This is a genomic window from Chryseobacterium sp. SIMBA_028 (assembly GCF_046535285.1).
Classification (GTDB): Bacteria; Bacteroidota; Bacteroidia; order Flavobacteriales; family Weeksellaceae; genus Chryseobacterium.
This window is the reverse complement of record NZ_JAWRWZ010000011.1, coordinates 17,495-32,183: the sequence shown is the minus strand read 5'-3', so window position 1 is coordinate 32,183 and position 14,689 is coordinate 17,495. Positions and strand designations below refer to the sequence as shown.

At 34.8% G+C, this 14,689-nt stretch carries 11 protein-coding genes and 1 pseudogene; 5 read left to right on the top strand and 7 right to left on the bottom strand.

Going from position 1 to position 14,689, the window contains the following annotated elements; all coding sequences use genetic code 11:
- Positions 1-3: 3 nt before the first annotated feature.
- On the bottom strand, positions 4-408 hold the full coding sequence (locus SCA31_RS15345) for a hypothetical protein (RefSeq protein WP_410697834.1): 405 nt from the start codon (positions 406-408) through the stop codon (positions 4-6).
- A gap of 429 nt (positions 409-837) precedes the next feature.
- On the opposite strand from SCA31_RS15345, the pseudogene SCA31_RS15340 reads away from it, so the two are divergent.
- A pseudogene (locus tag SCA31_RS15340) lies at positions 838-1,128 on the top strand (insulinase family protein); the annotation flags it as partial.
- A 65-nt stretch (positions 1,129-1,193) separates the two neighbouring features.
- On the opposite strand, the gene SCA31_RS15335 reads toward SCA31_RS15340, so the two are convergent.
- A complete protein-coding gene (locus SCA31_RS15335) occupies positions 1,194-1,247 on the bottom strand; it encodes a hypothetical protein (RefSeq protein ID WP_394343644.1) in 54 nt (17 codons plus the stop codon).
- Positions 1,248-1,533: 286 nt separating this feature from the next.
- On the opposite strand from SCA31_RS15335, the gene SCA31_RS15330 reads away from it, so the two are divergent.
- Positions 1,534-3,750 carry a M16 family metallopeptidase gene (locus SCA31_RS15330; RefSeq protein ID WP_410698007.1) on the top strand — a complete coding sequence of 739 codons (2,217 nt, stop codon included), beginning with the start codon at positions 1,534-1,536 and terminating at the stop codon, positions 3,748-3,750.
- Positions 3,751-4,141: 391 nt separating this feature from the next.
- Here SCA31_RS15330 and SCA31_RS15325 read toward each other — a convergent pair whose 3' ends face one another.
- The 5 genes from SCA31_RS15325 to SCA31_RS15305 are packed head-to-tail and all read right to left on the bottom strand — an operon-like array spanning position 4,142 to position 10,777.
- Positions 4,142-4,585: an ABC transporter permease gene (locus SCA31_RS15325; RefSeq protein ID WP_410697833.1), complete on the bottom strand. Its 444-nt coding sequence runs from the start codon at positions 4,583-4,585 to the stop codon at positions 4,142-4,144.
- 6 nt (positions 4,586-4,591) lie between these two features.
- Positions 4,592-5,023: a hypothetical protein gene (locus tag SCA31_RS15320; RefSeq protein WP_410697832.1), complete on the bottom strand. Its 432-nt coding sequence runs from the start codon at positions 5,021-5,023 to the stop codon at positions 4,592-4,594.
- The gene (locus SCA31_RS15315; protein ID WP_410697831.1) at positions 5,023-6,162 is read right to left on the bottom strand and encodes a beta-ketoacyl-ACP synthase III; all 1,140 of its coding nucleotides are present in this window, start codon (positions 6,160-6,162) and stop codon (positions 5,023-5,025) included. Before SCA31_RS15315 ends, SCA31_RS15320 begins: the two co-directional genes overlap by 1 nt.
- 1 nt (position 6,163) lies before the next feature.
- The gene (locus tag SCA31_RS15310) at positions 6,164-7,078 is read right to left on the bottom strand and encodes a dialkylrecorsinol condensing enzyme DarA (protein ID WP_410697830.1); all 915 of its coding nucleotides are present in this window, start codon (positions 7,076-7,078) and stop codon (positions 6,164-6,166) included.
- A gap of 42 nt (positions 7,079-7,120) precedes the next feature.
- Positions 7,121-10,777, bottom strand: a complete 3,657-nt coding sequence (locus tag SCA31_RS15305; RefSeq protein WP_410697829.1) for an MMPL family transporter — start codon at positions 10,775-10,777, stop codon at positions 7,121-7,123.
- A 193-nt stretch (positions 10,778-10,970) separates the two neighbouring features.
- On the opposite strand from SCA31_RS15305, the gene SCA31_RS15300 reads away from it, so the two are divergent.
- The 3 genes from SCA31_RS15300 (at position 10,971) to SCA31_RS15290 (ending at position 14,650) form a co-directional block, all read left to right on the top strand.
- Complete coding sequence (locus SCA31_RS15300) at positions 10,971-11,975, top strand: hypothetical protein (RefSeq protein WP_410697828.1); 1,005 nt, start codon at positions 10,971-10,973, stop codon at positions 11,973-11,975.
- Positions 11,972-13,111: an EpsG family protein gene (locus SCA31_RS15295; protein WP_410697827.1), complete on the top strand. Its 1,140-nt coding sequence runs from the start codon at positions 11,972-11,974 to the stop codon at positions 13,109-13,111. Before SCA31_RS15300 ends, SCA31_RS15295 begins: the two co-directional genes overlap by 4 nt.
- Positions 13,112-13,501: 390 nt before the next feature.
- On the top strand, positions 13,502-14,650 hold the full coding sequence (locus SCA31_RS15290) for a hypothetical protein (RefSeq protein WP_410697826.1): 1,149 nt from the start codon (positions 13,502-13,504) through the stop codon (positions 14,648-14,650).
- The last annotated feature ends 39 nt before the right edge of the window (positions 14,651-14,689 follow it).

Below are 14,689 nucleotides of genomic sequence, written 5' to 3'. Positions count from 1 at the left end.
CATTTATTTTCCATCGAAGTTTTTTAATTCATTTACTGAAATTCCGAATGCATCGGCATATTTTTTCAGTGCAGTTTCGCTTAGTGTTTTAAATACCTTGGGTTTAAAGTGTCTTTTTACCCTCCATTGCCATAGTCCTACATAAGAGGCAAGTACCCCCAGATCCATTTTATTGAGTTCCATAAAATAAACGATGGGACTTACGATATTATGGGCAACGTTTTGTTTTGCCTCTTCAATTCTTTCATGAATAAGCTCCATGGATTCATCCAAAGCGGCTTTCTTTGCATCCCAGCCTGTACTGTTAGCGGTAGTATAGTTGTCATTCTCATCCATCACATACAATACTTCTGTCATGTTGGCGGATTTCAAATTGCTTTCGTCTTGGGGTAGGTCTTGTTTTTTCATCTAAATAATGTTTAATTTTTTTAGATTCCAGATGAAAAATGGTTCACCTGTTTTGATTCTTTTAATCAGGTGGCTAAAATAGTGAAAATACATTATATGTAAATTATACTGAATCTTATGAAGGTATTACCGTGAAACAAAGGTTTTATAAAGGCTTAGGTTCAGTTTTTAATGAAAGAAACGATAATTATTTTTTCTCCTTTTAATGAACTTGATAATTGATTTTCTCTTTAATGATACAGAATAGAAGATTTTTACTTAGTGCAATTTTTGAACGGGATGTTTAACTAATTAGGGGTAATGAAATCTTAAAAAGTACCATTATTATTTATTATTCATATTTGTAAGGCATCCGCTGTAACAACTGTGTTCTATAATAAGACTAATGGGTAGAAATTTGGATAGAAAAATAATTATTAAATAACAACTATGAAGAAGTTTTTTATTTCTGTTTCGCTTTTCTGTATGCTAAGCGCAATGGCACAGAAATTCGATACACAAAAGCTTACAGATGCTCAGGGGTATACTTATGAAACAGTAAAGAATGACCTGGCTGGTGTAAGGGTATATACCTTGAAAAACGGGTTGAAAGTTTATCTTGCAAAAAATGAAGATGCACCAAGAATCCAGACTTATATTCCTGTAAGAACAGGATCTAATAATGACCCAAGTGATAATACGGGACTAGCTCACTATTTAGAGCACATGGTTTTCAAGGGGACTTCTCATTTGGGAACTCAGGATTGGGCAAAGGAAAAAGCGATCTTACAGCAGATTTCTGATCTTTATGAGCAGCATAAGGCAGAAAAGGATCCTGCGAAGAAGAGAGAACTATACAAAAAGATAGATGAGGTATCTCAGGAAGCTTCAAAGTACGCAATCGCGAATGAGTATGACAAGGCTATTTCTTCACTAGGAGCCACAGGAACAAATGCTCACACGTGGTTAGATGAAACGGTGTACAAAAATAATATTCCTGCCAATGAATTGGAGAAATGGCTAAAGGTAGAAAAAGAACGTTTTTCAGAATTGGTATTGCGTCTTTTCCATACAGAATTGGAGGCGGTGTATGAAGAATATAACAGAGCACAGGATAATGACGGTCGTCTTGTGAATTATACTTTGATGGAAGCTCTTTTCCCAAAACATCCAAACGGACAACAAACTACGATTGGTACGTCTGAACATCTGAAGAGCCCGTCAATGGTAGCTATCCATAAGTATTTTGATACTTATTATGTGCCTAATAACATGGCTGTTGTATTGGTGGGAGATATAGATTATGATAAAACTATAAAATTAGTTGATCAATATTTCGGATCTTTCAAATACAAGGAACTTCCCATGAAAAAGATGGTATCTGAAGAACCAATGACTCAAATTGTTTCCAGAACAGTAAAGAGCCCATCTACCCAGAGAATGACAATGGCATGGAGAACGGATTCTTATGGTAGTCAGGAAGCCAGATTGGCAGATGTTGTAGGTGAGATCTTAAGTAACAGAGGTGATGCAGGATTGATTGATCTTAATATTAATCAGAAGCAAAAGACATTGGGTGCAGGTGCCTATGAATCTCCATTCAAGATGTATGGGATGTTTGCTTTGGTAGTAACGCCTAAAGAGGGACAAAGCTTTGATGAGGCTAAAAAATTACTATTGGATCAACTTGATCTTGTTAAAAAGGGACAATTTCCGGATTGGATGCTGAAAGCCATCGTAAATGATAAAAAGGTTCAGCGTATGAAAGGTTGGGAAACGGCTGATGGTTTGGCAACTGAACTTTATGATTCTTATATCAAGGGAAGAACCTGGGAACAGGAATTGGATGAAATCAACCAGTATGAAAAAATTACCAAGGCTGATATTGTAAAGTTTGCCAATGATTTCTATAAAGATAACTATGTTGTGGTGTACAAGGAAAAAGGGGTAAATGATAAGTTAGTTCGTGTAGAAAATCCCGGAATTACTCCTATTAAGCTTAACAGAGAGGCGCAATCTCCTTTCCTTAAGGATATTTTGAGCACTAAGGTTGCTGAAATTAAGCCAGAATTCATTGATTATAAAACAGCTATTCAGACTTCACAGGTAAAAGACAAAACGGTAAGCTTTGTGAAGAATAAGTATAACGAAATTGCTCAGGTAAGTTATGTTTTCCCATTCGGAACAGATAATGATAAGGAACTTGCCTTAGCAGGAACTGTTTTCGAATATCTGGGAACGGATAAATATACTCCAGAGCAATTGAAAGAGGAGTTCTATAAATTGGGGATTACTTATAATCTAAGAACATCCAATGACCAGACGGTGATTACTTTGGCCGGTCTTGAAAGCAATATGAAGAAAGGAGTAGAGCTGATGAATCACTGGATGACGAACGTGAAAGCAGATAAAGCGATTTACAGTCAGACGGTGAAAACAATTCTTGAAGCCAGAGAAGTAGGTAAGAAAGATAAGGTGAAAATTATGTCTGCTCTTTCAAACTATGCAAAGTATGGTAAGGATTCCAGAATGACGGATATTATTTCTAAGGCACGTCTGGAAAGTATTGACGTTGCGGAATTGATGAAAAAAGTAAAAACGCTGAACCAGTATCCTTATCAGGTGTTCCTTTATGGGCAGGATCAGACAGGTCTGGAGAAAGCAGTTAAGCCTTATATAGGAAATACAAGCTTTCAGCCGGCAAAAGCTAAAGAATATGCAGAACCGGCTACAACAGGGAAAGTGTATTTTACCAACTATGACATGGTACAAATGGAAATGTCTAAAGTGGCAAAGGGAAGTCCTTTAAATCTTAGCAATTTCGGAAAATCAAATGTTTTCAATGAATATTTTGGAAGAGGTTTATCTTCCATCGTTTTCCAGGAGATCAGAGAAAGTAAGTCTTTGGCGTATTCAGCCTATGTTGCTTATGCTAATGCTTCAGAAAAAGGACATGCTAACTACATCACGAATTATATTGGAACACAATCTAACAAACTTCCTCTAGCGGTGAATGCTATGAGTGAGCTAATGGTTGAGTTGCCACAGATCCCAACGCAGTTTGAGAATGCAAGAGGTTCTGCATTAAAGCAGATTGCTTCCAACAGAATCAACAGAACGAATATTTTCTTTAGCCAGTTAGCCCTTAAAAAATTAGGTGTTGATTATGACCTTAGAAAAGATACCTATGCTGAAATTCAGGGATTGACATTGCCTCAACTGACGGGGTTCTATAATACTGAAGTGAAGCCTGTAAAATACAATACAGCGATTATCGGTAAGAAAGAAAACCTGAATATGGAATCTATCAATAAAATGGGTGAATTCCAGGAAGTATCTCTTGAAGAGATTTTCGGATACTAATCTTTTTCTTCAAAAATAAAACCAAAAGCGGAGCAGAAATGTTCCGCTTTTTTGTTGCTTAAAACTGTTTCTCCCTGATCATCAGGGTTTCAAGGATTTTTCCAATGTTTCACGTGAAATAATTTATTACAGGATGTTGTTTTATTATTGTATTTATTTGGTTATCAGTTGTGTAGTGTCTGTTTCTATTATTGTGAAAATTAATGAAATTGAATGTTTTTATTGTAAGGTTTTTGTTATCAGATCAATAGGAGCGGGTTCTGGCCAAAACTTAATGGTGTACACAAAGATCACAAAGGGATTACACAAATTTTACGAATAATTATACAGTGGCTAACAACGAAAAAAGCTGTACAAAACGTACAGCTTTCACTATTTTTTGAATGTATTCTTACGATTCTATCTCCTGAATAAATAGGTTAATCTCTGCTCTTATCAGTAATTCATCATTACTGAAAGTCTCGCAGAAGATATGGCAGATATTCTCAAACTGGGAAATCAGTGATGCTTTTGAAATGATCTTGTCATTCACTTTCGGGAGTCCGAAAATTTCAATTTTCTTGATATTGGTGATAAAGCCTATCACTTTGGTATCAGCTTCCGGATTTTCGAAGAAGCTTTGTCCAAGAATGGATGAGCAGGTTTGTGCCAGATTTTCGATTAAGCCGGCTTCTACAAATTCATTGTTGTGAACAAATATGTTGTCTTCTTTTATTTCAAAGGAAGTCACTACTTTTTCTTTGGTCAGTTCCAGAATGTAGTCTGCCATAAGCATCGGTTCGCGATGTGGTAAAAAGTTGTGTATATTGATGATGTTTTCTTCCCTGATTTCCATTGAAAATTATTTTACAGCAGTTTTCATTTGAGATTTTGCAATCACTTCACCATTTAATTTTGTAATAATATCTACCAGGGTCACTCCCATTACCTCATTAAGGATGGTTACCTCTGATTTCAGCTGATCACCTATTTTAGGCAGTACTTCTGCCTCAAAGGATTTAATGGCTCCGATATATCCAGTAGGAGCATCTTTTCCAAGCAGATAATACTTGTAACCTGTATGCAGGGCTACACTTTGTGCCTGGTGCTCAATAAGTCCGGAAGCCTGAAAAGAACCATCCTGAATAAACAGGTTGTCTTCCTTTACTTCAAATCCCGAGATGAGGTGGTTTTCAGAATATTCTAATAACTCATTTACCATTACAAAAGGAGCACGTTGTGGAATAAGGTTTTCCACAAAATCTTTATCGGATGTTGGCAGTCTGTTTTCCATTAGCAAACCGTTAATAGAGCACAAGAATAGGCAAATCTTCCACTTTCAGGAACGCAAAGAAGTACTTTTTCTCCTTTTTGTAATTTTCCTGAGTTCATCAATTCCTCTAGTGCTACAAAGATAGATCCGGCTCCAATATTTCCGATATCAGAAAGGTTATAGAACCATTTTTCTGCAGGGAAATCCATTCCTTTTTTAGCGAACTCATCTTTCAGTCCATCCTTAAAGTAACCTGAAGAGATATGAGCCAATACGTGGTCAATTTTTTCAGGATCTAAATTATGCTTGTCAAAAGAAGCCCTTAAGCTTTCAGCACCTTTTACCAGAATATATTTATCCAGGATCTTAGTGTCTTGCTTAATAGCGAAGATTGATTGCTTCAACCATGCATCAGATGGATAATCTGCCCAGGATTTTAAACTTCCGTCCTCCTGTTTGTCGCATCCGGCATACATACATGCCTCAATTTCGTGAGCATAAGAATAAAAATCAATAAATTCTATCCTTAAAGAGATACCATTTTCTCTTGGTTTATTTTCTAATAGGAAAGAACCCGCTCCGTCAGAAAGCATCCATCTCAGGAATTCTCTTTTGAAAGCAATAATAGGTCTTTCTTCTAATAATATTAAATTTTCAGCTTCATGGTTGAATTTATCTGCAGTCATCCATGCAGACATTCTCTCAGAACCTGCACATACTGCATTATCCTGTACACCAGCTCTTACAGAAAGGAATCCATAGTTAAGCGCGTTCATCCCTGAGTTGCAAAGACCGGTTGCCGTATTGATCTCAATAGATTTCCCAATGTTCAGTTCACCATGAACCATAGAGGCATGTGATGGCTGAATCTGGTCTGGAGAAGTAGTTCCTACGGATAATAACTTCATATCTTCCTTTTTGAAATTTTCATCAAAAAGACCTTCGATTGCTTTTGCTGTAAGCTGCGCATTGGAATGCGTAGGGTTTCCTTCCTTATCTAAAGCATAATATCTTGTTGTAATTTTATTATTTCTTAAAATAAGTGATTTTGCTTTAGAAGGCGCGTCATTGATAAGCCCAAGATACGTCTCCATTTCATCATTTGATACCGGTTCATTGGGTAAATATTTTGATGCCTTTGTTATAAATACGTCGTACATTCTATTTTAAATTAATTCCTTGTAAATATGTTTTTTGTTTTTGTCTTTTAAACCAAAATATAGGGGTTGTAAGCAGGTGTAAGACTAACACGACAGGTGAGATTACCCATATCGCAGTCATCAAATATACCTTAAAGAATTTTATCAGCAATGGACGTTTCTCTTTTTTCTTGATAATCAGATTAGACCATACTGTGAAAATCTTGTTTCCTACCTTTTCTACACGCACCAGAAACGGGCGGATTTCGATAGCTCCATTTTTTACAAGATCCGGTTGTAAATTGTCCAAATCATTGTTTTTAAGATGTCTTTCGATACTCTCACCGTATTTTACTGAACCTGCAATCTCTTCATCGGAAACACCTGCCGCAGGAAGAATTCCCGATTTCTCTTTTTGTCCTGTTGTCAGCCATCGTATAATGGTTAATACACTGGTATAGTTATCATGTCTGTCTACCAATGCTATATTTCCGACAAGTTTTGCTTTTAGATCTCTTAGATAAACCTTTAGTTTCTCCTGAGAAAGCATCCACATGTTTCTGGTACCAGAAATGGTAACTACGGGAGTGTCTTTAAGGATTCTTCCTGCATAACCACTTTTCAGGAAGGAAATGATCGGGATGGATGGGGTAAGATACCAAACCTGATATCCAAACAGGATGAGGTCATACTTCTTGTTCAGTATTTCTTCTGAAGGAGGTAAGATTTCTTTGGGAATTTGTAAATAAGATTCCGGAAAAGTATTGAAAAAGACATCACTCGGCCAAGGATAGGGGAAGTCCTCCTTTAGCTGAATATTATAATAAGTAATCTCATATTCTTCCTTTTGAGCTTCAAAAGGCTTGGCTATATTTCTCACAATATCCTCCAGCTGGCCGGTTTGTGAATAATATATTACAAGTATGTTTTTTTTCATGGGATCTTTTTAGCGCTTACAAAAATATGTTTTTCATATTTATTATTTAGTTTTAAATACTTTTAATGATTCAGAACTAAATTTTAATGCATAATTACTACTTTCAAATGAAGGGTTTTCTGTATTAATAAATATAATAGTTTCTGGAAGAGTCTGAACATCATTCATCATGAAGCTGTTATCTGAAACCAGAAGAACATCAATGTTTTTATTCACCTCTGAAAGGTTCTCTATATAATTTATTTTTCTTCTTTTAACCAAATAGCTGTGTGCTGAAATGGCTCGCTTTTCTTTGTTTTTAATGAATGAGAAAACTCTTCTCCCGGCTTGATATAAGGTAAGTAAGACATCTTTTTGACCATAATCATCAGCAATATGCAGGATATTGGCATCTTTAGGAATATGTTTGTTCAGTTCAAAGTAAACCGATTTATTGGTTTTGAAATCTTTCCTTACCGCTGTTACCACTTCGCTATCCTTATATAAATAGCTTAAGAATAATTTCTTTTTAAAATAATTTTCATCTTCAATCTCTTTTCTCAGCTTGGCAAACTCTTCACGGTAGTAAGCATTAATCTTTTTGGTTCGTTCAGAATAATCTTTACCAAAGCTTAGATCATCCTTACTGATCCTTTCACCCACTTTTACCGTAATGCTTCCATCATAGATAATAAAGTCGCCTTTCGGTAATACCTCAGAATTTCCATGGATATAGAGCGGAAGAATATCCAATCCGAATTGCTCTGCAAGATAGAATGCTCCTTTATGGAATCTTTTAACATCATTGGTATAAGAACGTTCTGCCTCAGGAAAAACCACGAGGGAATATCCTTGTGCAATCTTTTCCTTCAGCTTGTCCATTCCGTTTTCGATACCTTGTGAGACCGGATAAAATCCCAATGCTCTTACCAGTCTTCCGAAAACAGGGGACTGATATACCCAGTCATTAACCAGATAAATAATTTTATGAGTGGCCATAGCAATAGCCAGTGTATCCAGAAAAGAAGTGTGGTTGGCAATAATTACAGCCGGTTTGCTGAAATCTTCGGCAGGGTTTCTAATCACTTTTTTCTTTACAAGAGGGCTTGAATAAAGAACAGATGTTAAAAATTTAGCCAGAATTAATTTGATGATATCGAGTGTTTTACCCTTGGAGTTTTTAATAAAGATACTTCCAACTGCAGAAAATACCAATCCGCCAAGACCATAATATAAGAATGAAAATACAGCTCTTAAAAATAATCTGAATGTAATGGGAGAAAGTCCTTTTTTTGCTCTGTTGGTAATAAGTAATCTAAACCAAAATGGATAAAGGGTAGACGTAATAATAATCACAGAAAACATTCCGATCAAGGCTACTAAAGCCAATGAGTGTAAAGCCGGATGTTTCGCGAAAATAAGAGAACCAATTGAAAGAATGGTGGTGAATACCGCCAAAATAATAGACGTCCTGTATGTTGGAAGTTCATTTTTTCCTGTAGTATGTTCCTTTTGCATAGCCTGGGTAAGGAAAATACTAAAATCATCTCCCACCCCAAACACAAGGGTACAAACCACTGTACTGAAGATATTAAGCTCTAGCCCCAGAAAATAAAGGATTCCAGCCGTTACCACCCCTGTTAAAACAATAGGGAACATGGTAAGTATGGTTAATTCAAAGTTTCTGAAGAATACAATAATCGTTAAAACAATCGCCAAAAGAGAATAATTGATGAGGGTATTAAAGTCTCTTTTCAGTAAGCCTAAAAAGTTTTCATTCATCTGCTGGCGGTCAATGGCAAGAGCATCATGTTTCTTTTCAATATCTTTAATGAAGGCATCTCTTTTATTTTCGTCCACCTTTACGACATTGGAAACGGTGTAAAAACCATTTTCATTGCTCATAAACTCTGAAATCTGGAGAGCTTTCACTTTTTCATAGTCCCTGAGATTTAATGTGGAATAGTTTTTATTTAAAATTTCATTGAAATTATCAAAAGCAGCGCTGTTGAAGCCAAATTTATTTCCGTTGCTGACTAATTCTGAAACGGTTTGGTGCTTTTTGTGATCATTCCAGAAATTTTTCCATTTATCAATTTTCTTTTGCTGGTCCTTTTCAGATAATACAATGCTTCCAATAGAGTTGTAGCTAAGAATTTTGCCTTCTTTTTTCTCTTTTTCAAGGAAGGTACTCAGTTGAGAATTTCTGGCAAGAGCTTCCTCTTCAGAATTTCCGTAAGAAATTGTATAAATTGATTTTGAGGTAATGTCTGAAAGTTTCTGCAGCTTAGCTTCACTGATCTTCATTTCCTTTGGAATGTAGTTCAGGTCACCAATGTCTTCATTAAAGCCTACATGCCTGAATCCAAACAGACAAGCGAGAATGATAACGGAACATCCGATAATCAACGGCTTGTTTTTCTCATAAGGATAGGACCCTATTTTGTCAATGAAGTTGGTGCTGAGTTTTTCTTTTGTATGCTGTTTGGGCTTATAAAGCTGTGGAACAATGATTAATGCTGTAATGGAAGATAAAATAACCGTAATGGCTGCAAAAAGCCCCAGATCTTTCAACGCTTCAGACCTTACAAAAACCAGACACAAAAATGAAACAGCAGTGGTGGCACTACTTAATATAATAGGCTGTGTGATTTCTTTGTAAAGCTCCTCAATATTATTGTTGTGTTTATAATGGGTAAGAATATGCAGGGCATAATCTATTGTAATTCCGATAAGGATGGCTCCCACACTTAATGAGATCGCTGAAATTTTGTCCTTAATAAAATACAATACCAACAAAGCCAGTAAAACAGAAAATACAGTAGGTAGAAAGACAATGATGGGAGTAAAGAAATTTCTGAAATAGTAAATGAGGAGTACCAACAATACTGTCATGGAGATAACCACAGTATTCTGAATATCCTTTTTAATCTGTTTTGCATTGGCAACGGCAATAACCGGAGAACCGAAATAACTCATCTCCGTTTTACCCTTAAACTGTTTATTAATTCCGTCTTTTATGGTGTTAAGTTGATCAACAAAAGCTTCATTGGCCTTGGTGTCATTGCTCTTGTTTTTGGGATCAATAAAAAGTAAAAGATTTTTTCCGTCCTTGGTAACAATATAGCTGTCTTCTAATTTGAAATCCTTGCTGATATTTAAGGCATTTAGTTTTTTGATTCCTAAGAAAGTCAGTCCCAGAGGATCTTTTTTAATGAATTCCTTTGTGACAAGACTTGTAGGGGATACCAATGAAATGTAGTTGTTCTCTACCTGCTGGGCAATGCTGTCTTTTTGAAGCTTCCCTTCAATCTGTTTGTAATCGTTTTCATTAAGGAATAGAGGTAGGTTTTGACTCACGAAATCAAATGTCTCAGAAATCTCATTATCATTCACTTTTCCCTGAACTGAACCTATATATTTTTGTAAAGGATCAATTTTTTGTAAAAAAGTATCTGCCGTTTCAGAAAGCTGGAAGCTGTCTTCGTTGGATTTATTTTCTATAATAACAATGATCTTATCCGAAAAGTTAAGCTGTTTAAGCACTTTTGCCGTAAGATCTGATTTTTCATTTTTAGGAATAATCTGATTGATATCTTCCTCGAAGGTAATTTTTGAAGCAAAGAAAAGGCATAAAGCAGCAATTCCTAAGGCTGTAAAAACAGAGAGGATTTTGTTTTTGGAGATCAGATAATATAAAAATATAAAAAAACGATGCATTAGATGTAAATCAAGTCTGCAAATTTAAATTTTTAAGAATTAGTTCAAAATACTTATGCGATAAGTTTTGTCTGAAAATCAATAAAATATTCTAGGAAGAATGAAAAAATATTCTACTTTTGCAAAAGTTCCCCTTTAATAAAATGTATTTTAAACCACAATTATTATTAAAAAATAAGAATCTGTTTTAGATATGTTGAAAAAGAATGATGAAAAAATAAACGGATTCCTATTTATAATAGTACTCCCATTTCTGCTGTTTGCGATGTCTTACTACGGATTTGAATCTTCCTATGTAAGATTAAAATTCATGGAAAAGGCCCCCGATTTTATGTTCTCATCGGTATATGCCTACAGAGTGATTCCCAATTATCTCAGTGTACACGTTACAGAAGCTGTGACTTTTGTTGTGGATCATCATCTTCCATTTCTGAAAGCCTTTCTTTTGAAGCAGGGAACAATGTTTTACCACAGTATTTTTTTGATCAATAGTTTCTTTTTTGTACTGTCTTCAATAGTTTTAAATTTAATTTTTAAGCTTAAACCTGCCGGAGCTCTTTTAAATCTGAACATCAGACGACTGATTCATCTTCTGGCCATTTTTTTTATTGTTATTGTACAGTATGTTCCCACAAACTGTGACTCTATCGCCATTTTCTTTTATCTTTTAGGAGTTTTATTAACCTTAAAATATTTACAAAGCAGAAAGCCTGTAGATTTTATACTCCTATGTGCTGTTATTATGATTTCTACATTGGTAAGAGAAACATCATGCCTGAATATTTCATTTTTTGCTGCAATTTTTATCGATTTTGAGAAACTAAAAAAGAAAAATTTTTCTTTTATTAAGGAAACGCTGCTTTTAGTGATTGCATTTATTGTGCCTTACACAGGACTTCGAATGATGATTCCTCAGGATCTATCTTTTGTAGAAGGCATTTATTTCTTTGCTAACTTTAGCAGCCCTTTCAACATAAGCGGTCTTTTGTTTGGAATAATAAGTCTGTATTTCAGTTATGTCTTATGCAATGATGATGGTAAAATGCTGATTAAAAAATATCTGTTTTTTTCCACTCCCTATCTTATTATGATTGCTATGGTAGGGCTTTTTTGGGAAATAAGACTATTTATTCCCTTGATTCTTACAGGGTTTATATTTACTTCATATCAATTTAAAAATACCATATCCATCCAATGAGTTTATTACACCCATATTATATCATTGCCATGCTCTACATGCTTTTTTTCAGCATCCAGGAGGTTTTTGGCAACAAGGTAGAAAAGAAATGGTTTTGGTTTTTGGGGGTATATTTGATCATTATTGCTGGGCTTAGGGATGATGTAGGACCGGATTATGGAAGTTATCTGGGACTTTATATCTATTCTGACACAAAAAGCTACTACAGTATCTTTATGAAGATGCTTCACATGGAGGGCGCTGAACACCTGGATGTAGAATGGCTGTATACTTTGATTAATAAGATATTGCTGAATATTTTCGATGCACCATTCTATATGCTGACATTCGTTATTGCCATCTTTGCCATCTTTTTCAAGGTTGAATACACTGAAAATAATACTTTTTATCCATTTACATTCACCCTGTTTATGTTTATCCCTGGGTTTTTCATTGGGGAAAGTGGGCAGATCAGGCAAAACCTAGCTACCTTTATGGTTTATTATGCCATACGGTTTATTAAGGAACGAAAGTTGTGGCATTACTTGTTCTTTATCTTTTTAAGTTCAGGGATTCACAGTGTCTGTTATATGTTCCTGCCCATGTATTGGATAGCCAGAGTTCCATTGAATAAAACAATTATGCTAATCATGATCATTGGTTCTGTTTTCCTTTCTCCATTTGAAGTCTATAGGGGACTGGGAGAGTTTTTGGGAGGAATGGCAGAAGATAATATGCTCGTCGAAGGATTTAATGGATATGTGGGTAAAAGTGTAGAAAGATTGAACGGAGGATTCGGTATTCCAGAAGTAATGATGGCAATTCTGACCTTTTTCCTCTTTGTTTTCGATACCAAGATGAAGAAATTATATCCTTACTACGAATACCATAGAAACTATGCTGTTATTGGGGTCTGTCTTTATTTTATTTTTAGAAACAATCCGATATTCTCATCAAGACTTGCCGGGGCATTTATCGGATTCTCATATATTATCATTCCTAATGCAATGTATGTGGTCTCCAGTAGGGTAAAAGGGATGATCTATGCTTTTATAATGGCGCTTGTACTCTTTAATTTTATTGTATTCTCGGCCTTTAATAATATCAAGGCAGGACGATTTACAATCGATCAGTATTACAATCACCTTCTTCCATAAATAAGACTGAAAAAAATAAAAGCGGTATAAATTTTCAAAAATTAATTGAAAATTTATACCGCTTTTTATTGATGATTTTTTTGGGTAGTTTAAAGAAACTGTACTCTTCTTGTAGTCCCAATTCATACCTCTTAGCAGAAATTTCGGCCTCCAAAACGTCATTTCCTTATTATCCACACTCTCTGTTGTCTCAAACGATTTTTTGTTCGGTTTTGTATGTTATTAAATTCACATTGTATGAGCATTCAATGAATAAAAGGAAATTTAAAAGCATGATGAAAAGTGAAATAAAATAGTGGTAAAGTATTTGTAAATTCATATTTTTGGCTGTGCTAAAATATAAAGACATAAGAAAATCACTTTGTTTTAGCAGTTTATTTAAAACACACTATGGAGCTTAAAAAAATTGTACAATACTTTAACATTAAGATTTTTATCTATTGTATTATTGCAATAACGGCCGTTTATACCCTTGCATTTACATTAGCGTTTAACCTTAAAGATGATGGGTATATTCTGGCGGACTGGCTTATCAACTATGAGGATGGGGGGTTCAAAAGAAGAGGACTATCCGGAAGCTTTTTTTTTATTCTTCAGGACATAACGGGGCTTAGTCTTAATTATATTGTCTATTTTTTTCAGTTTATTGTTATTTCACTGTTCTTTTGGCTTTATGCAAAACTTATCAGGTATAAGATTACAGACCTTCTTTATCTATCCCTTCTTTTATCATCCATAGGCTTTGTAGGGCTTCTTAATACGGTAACCTACGTAGGAAAGAAAGAATTCATTGTTTTTCTTTTGTTTACTTACTTCGTCTATCTTTTAGATCATGACAGGCTTACAAAATATAAAGAATATATTTTTTGTATTCTGCTGTTCATAAGTACACTCCTTCATGAAGTAACCTTGTTTTATACCCCATACTTTGCCATAGCATTATATGTTAAGAGCGGAAAGATTGAAGTGAGAAGATATATCAAGTTTTTCCTTTCCGTATTTATCCCTGCCGCTGCCATTATTTTATTAGGAAAAAATGTAAATGAGGGAATGTCTCTGGAAATTTTAAGCAAGAGAGGAGTGCATCCTACCTACGGAATCTTCTATTGGGATATTGATGAAAGGCAATATATTAAGGAACATCTTAATGAGTATCTGCTGTACTTTATAAGCTTAGGAATAAGTATTTTACACATAGCCTATTATTTAAAATATCTAAATAGCCGAAAGATTTTATTTATTTTATTATCCGGAGCTTTTATATTCTCTTTGCCTTTATTTTATCTGGCAATAGATTGGGGGAGATGGATGTATATTCACATGATGTTATTGATTGTCCTTTTTGCTCTCTTACTGAAAAAAGGAGACTCCGTATATGTCTATGAACCAATAGTTATTGATAGGAAATTTTATATTACCATGGCCATCATAATCCTTTCATTAATTTATAGAGTAGAGATGTCTGGCAAGGGCTTTACATTTGAAGGAATCCTCTACAGACTGTTTGTTGCCCCTCTGGAATTATTAAATAAAATGTGATTTCAAAAAAGGATATAATAAAAAAGCTTTACTTTTGCA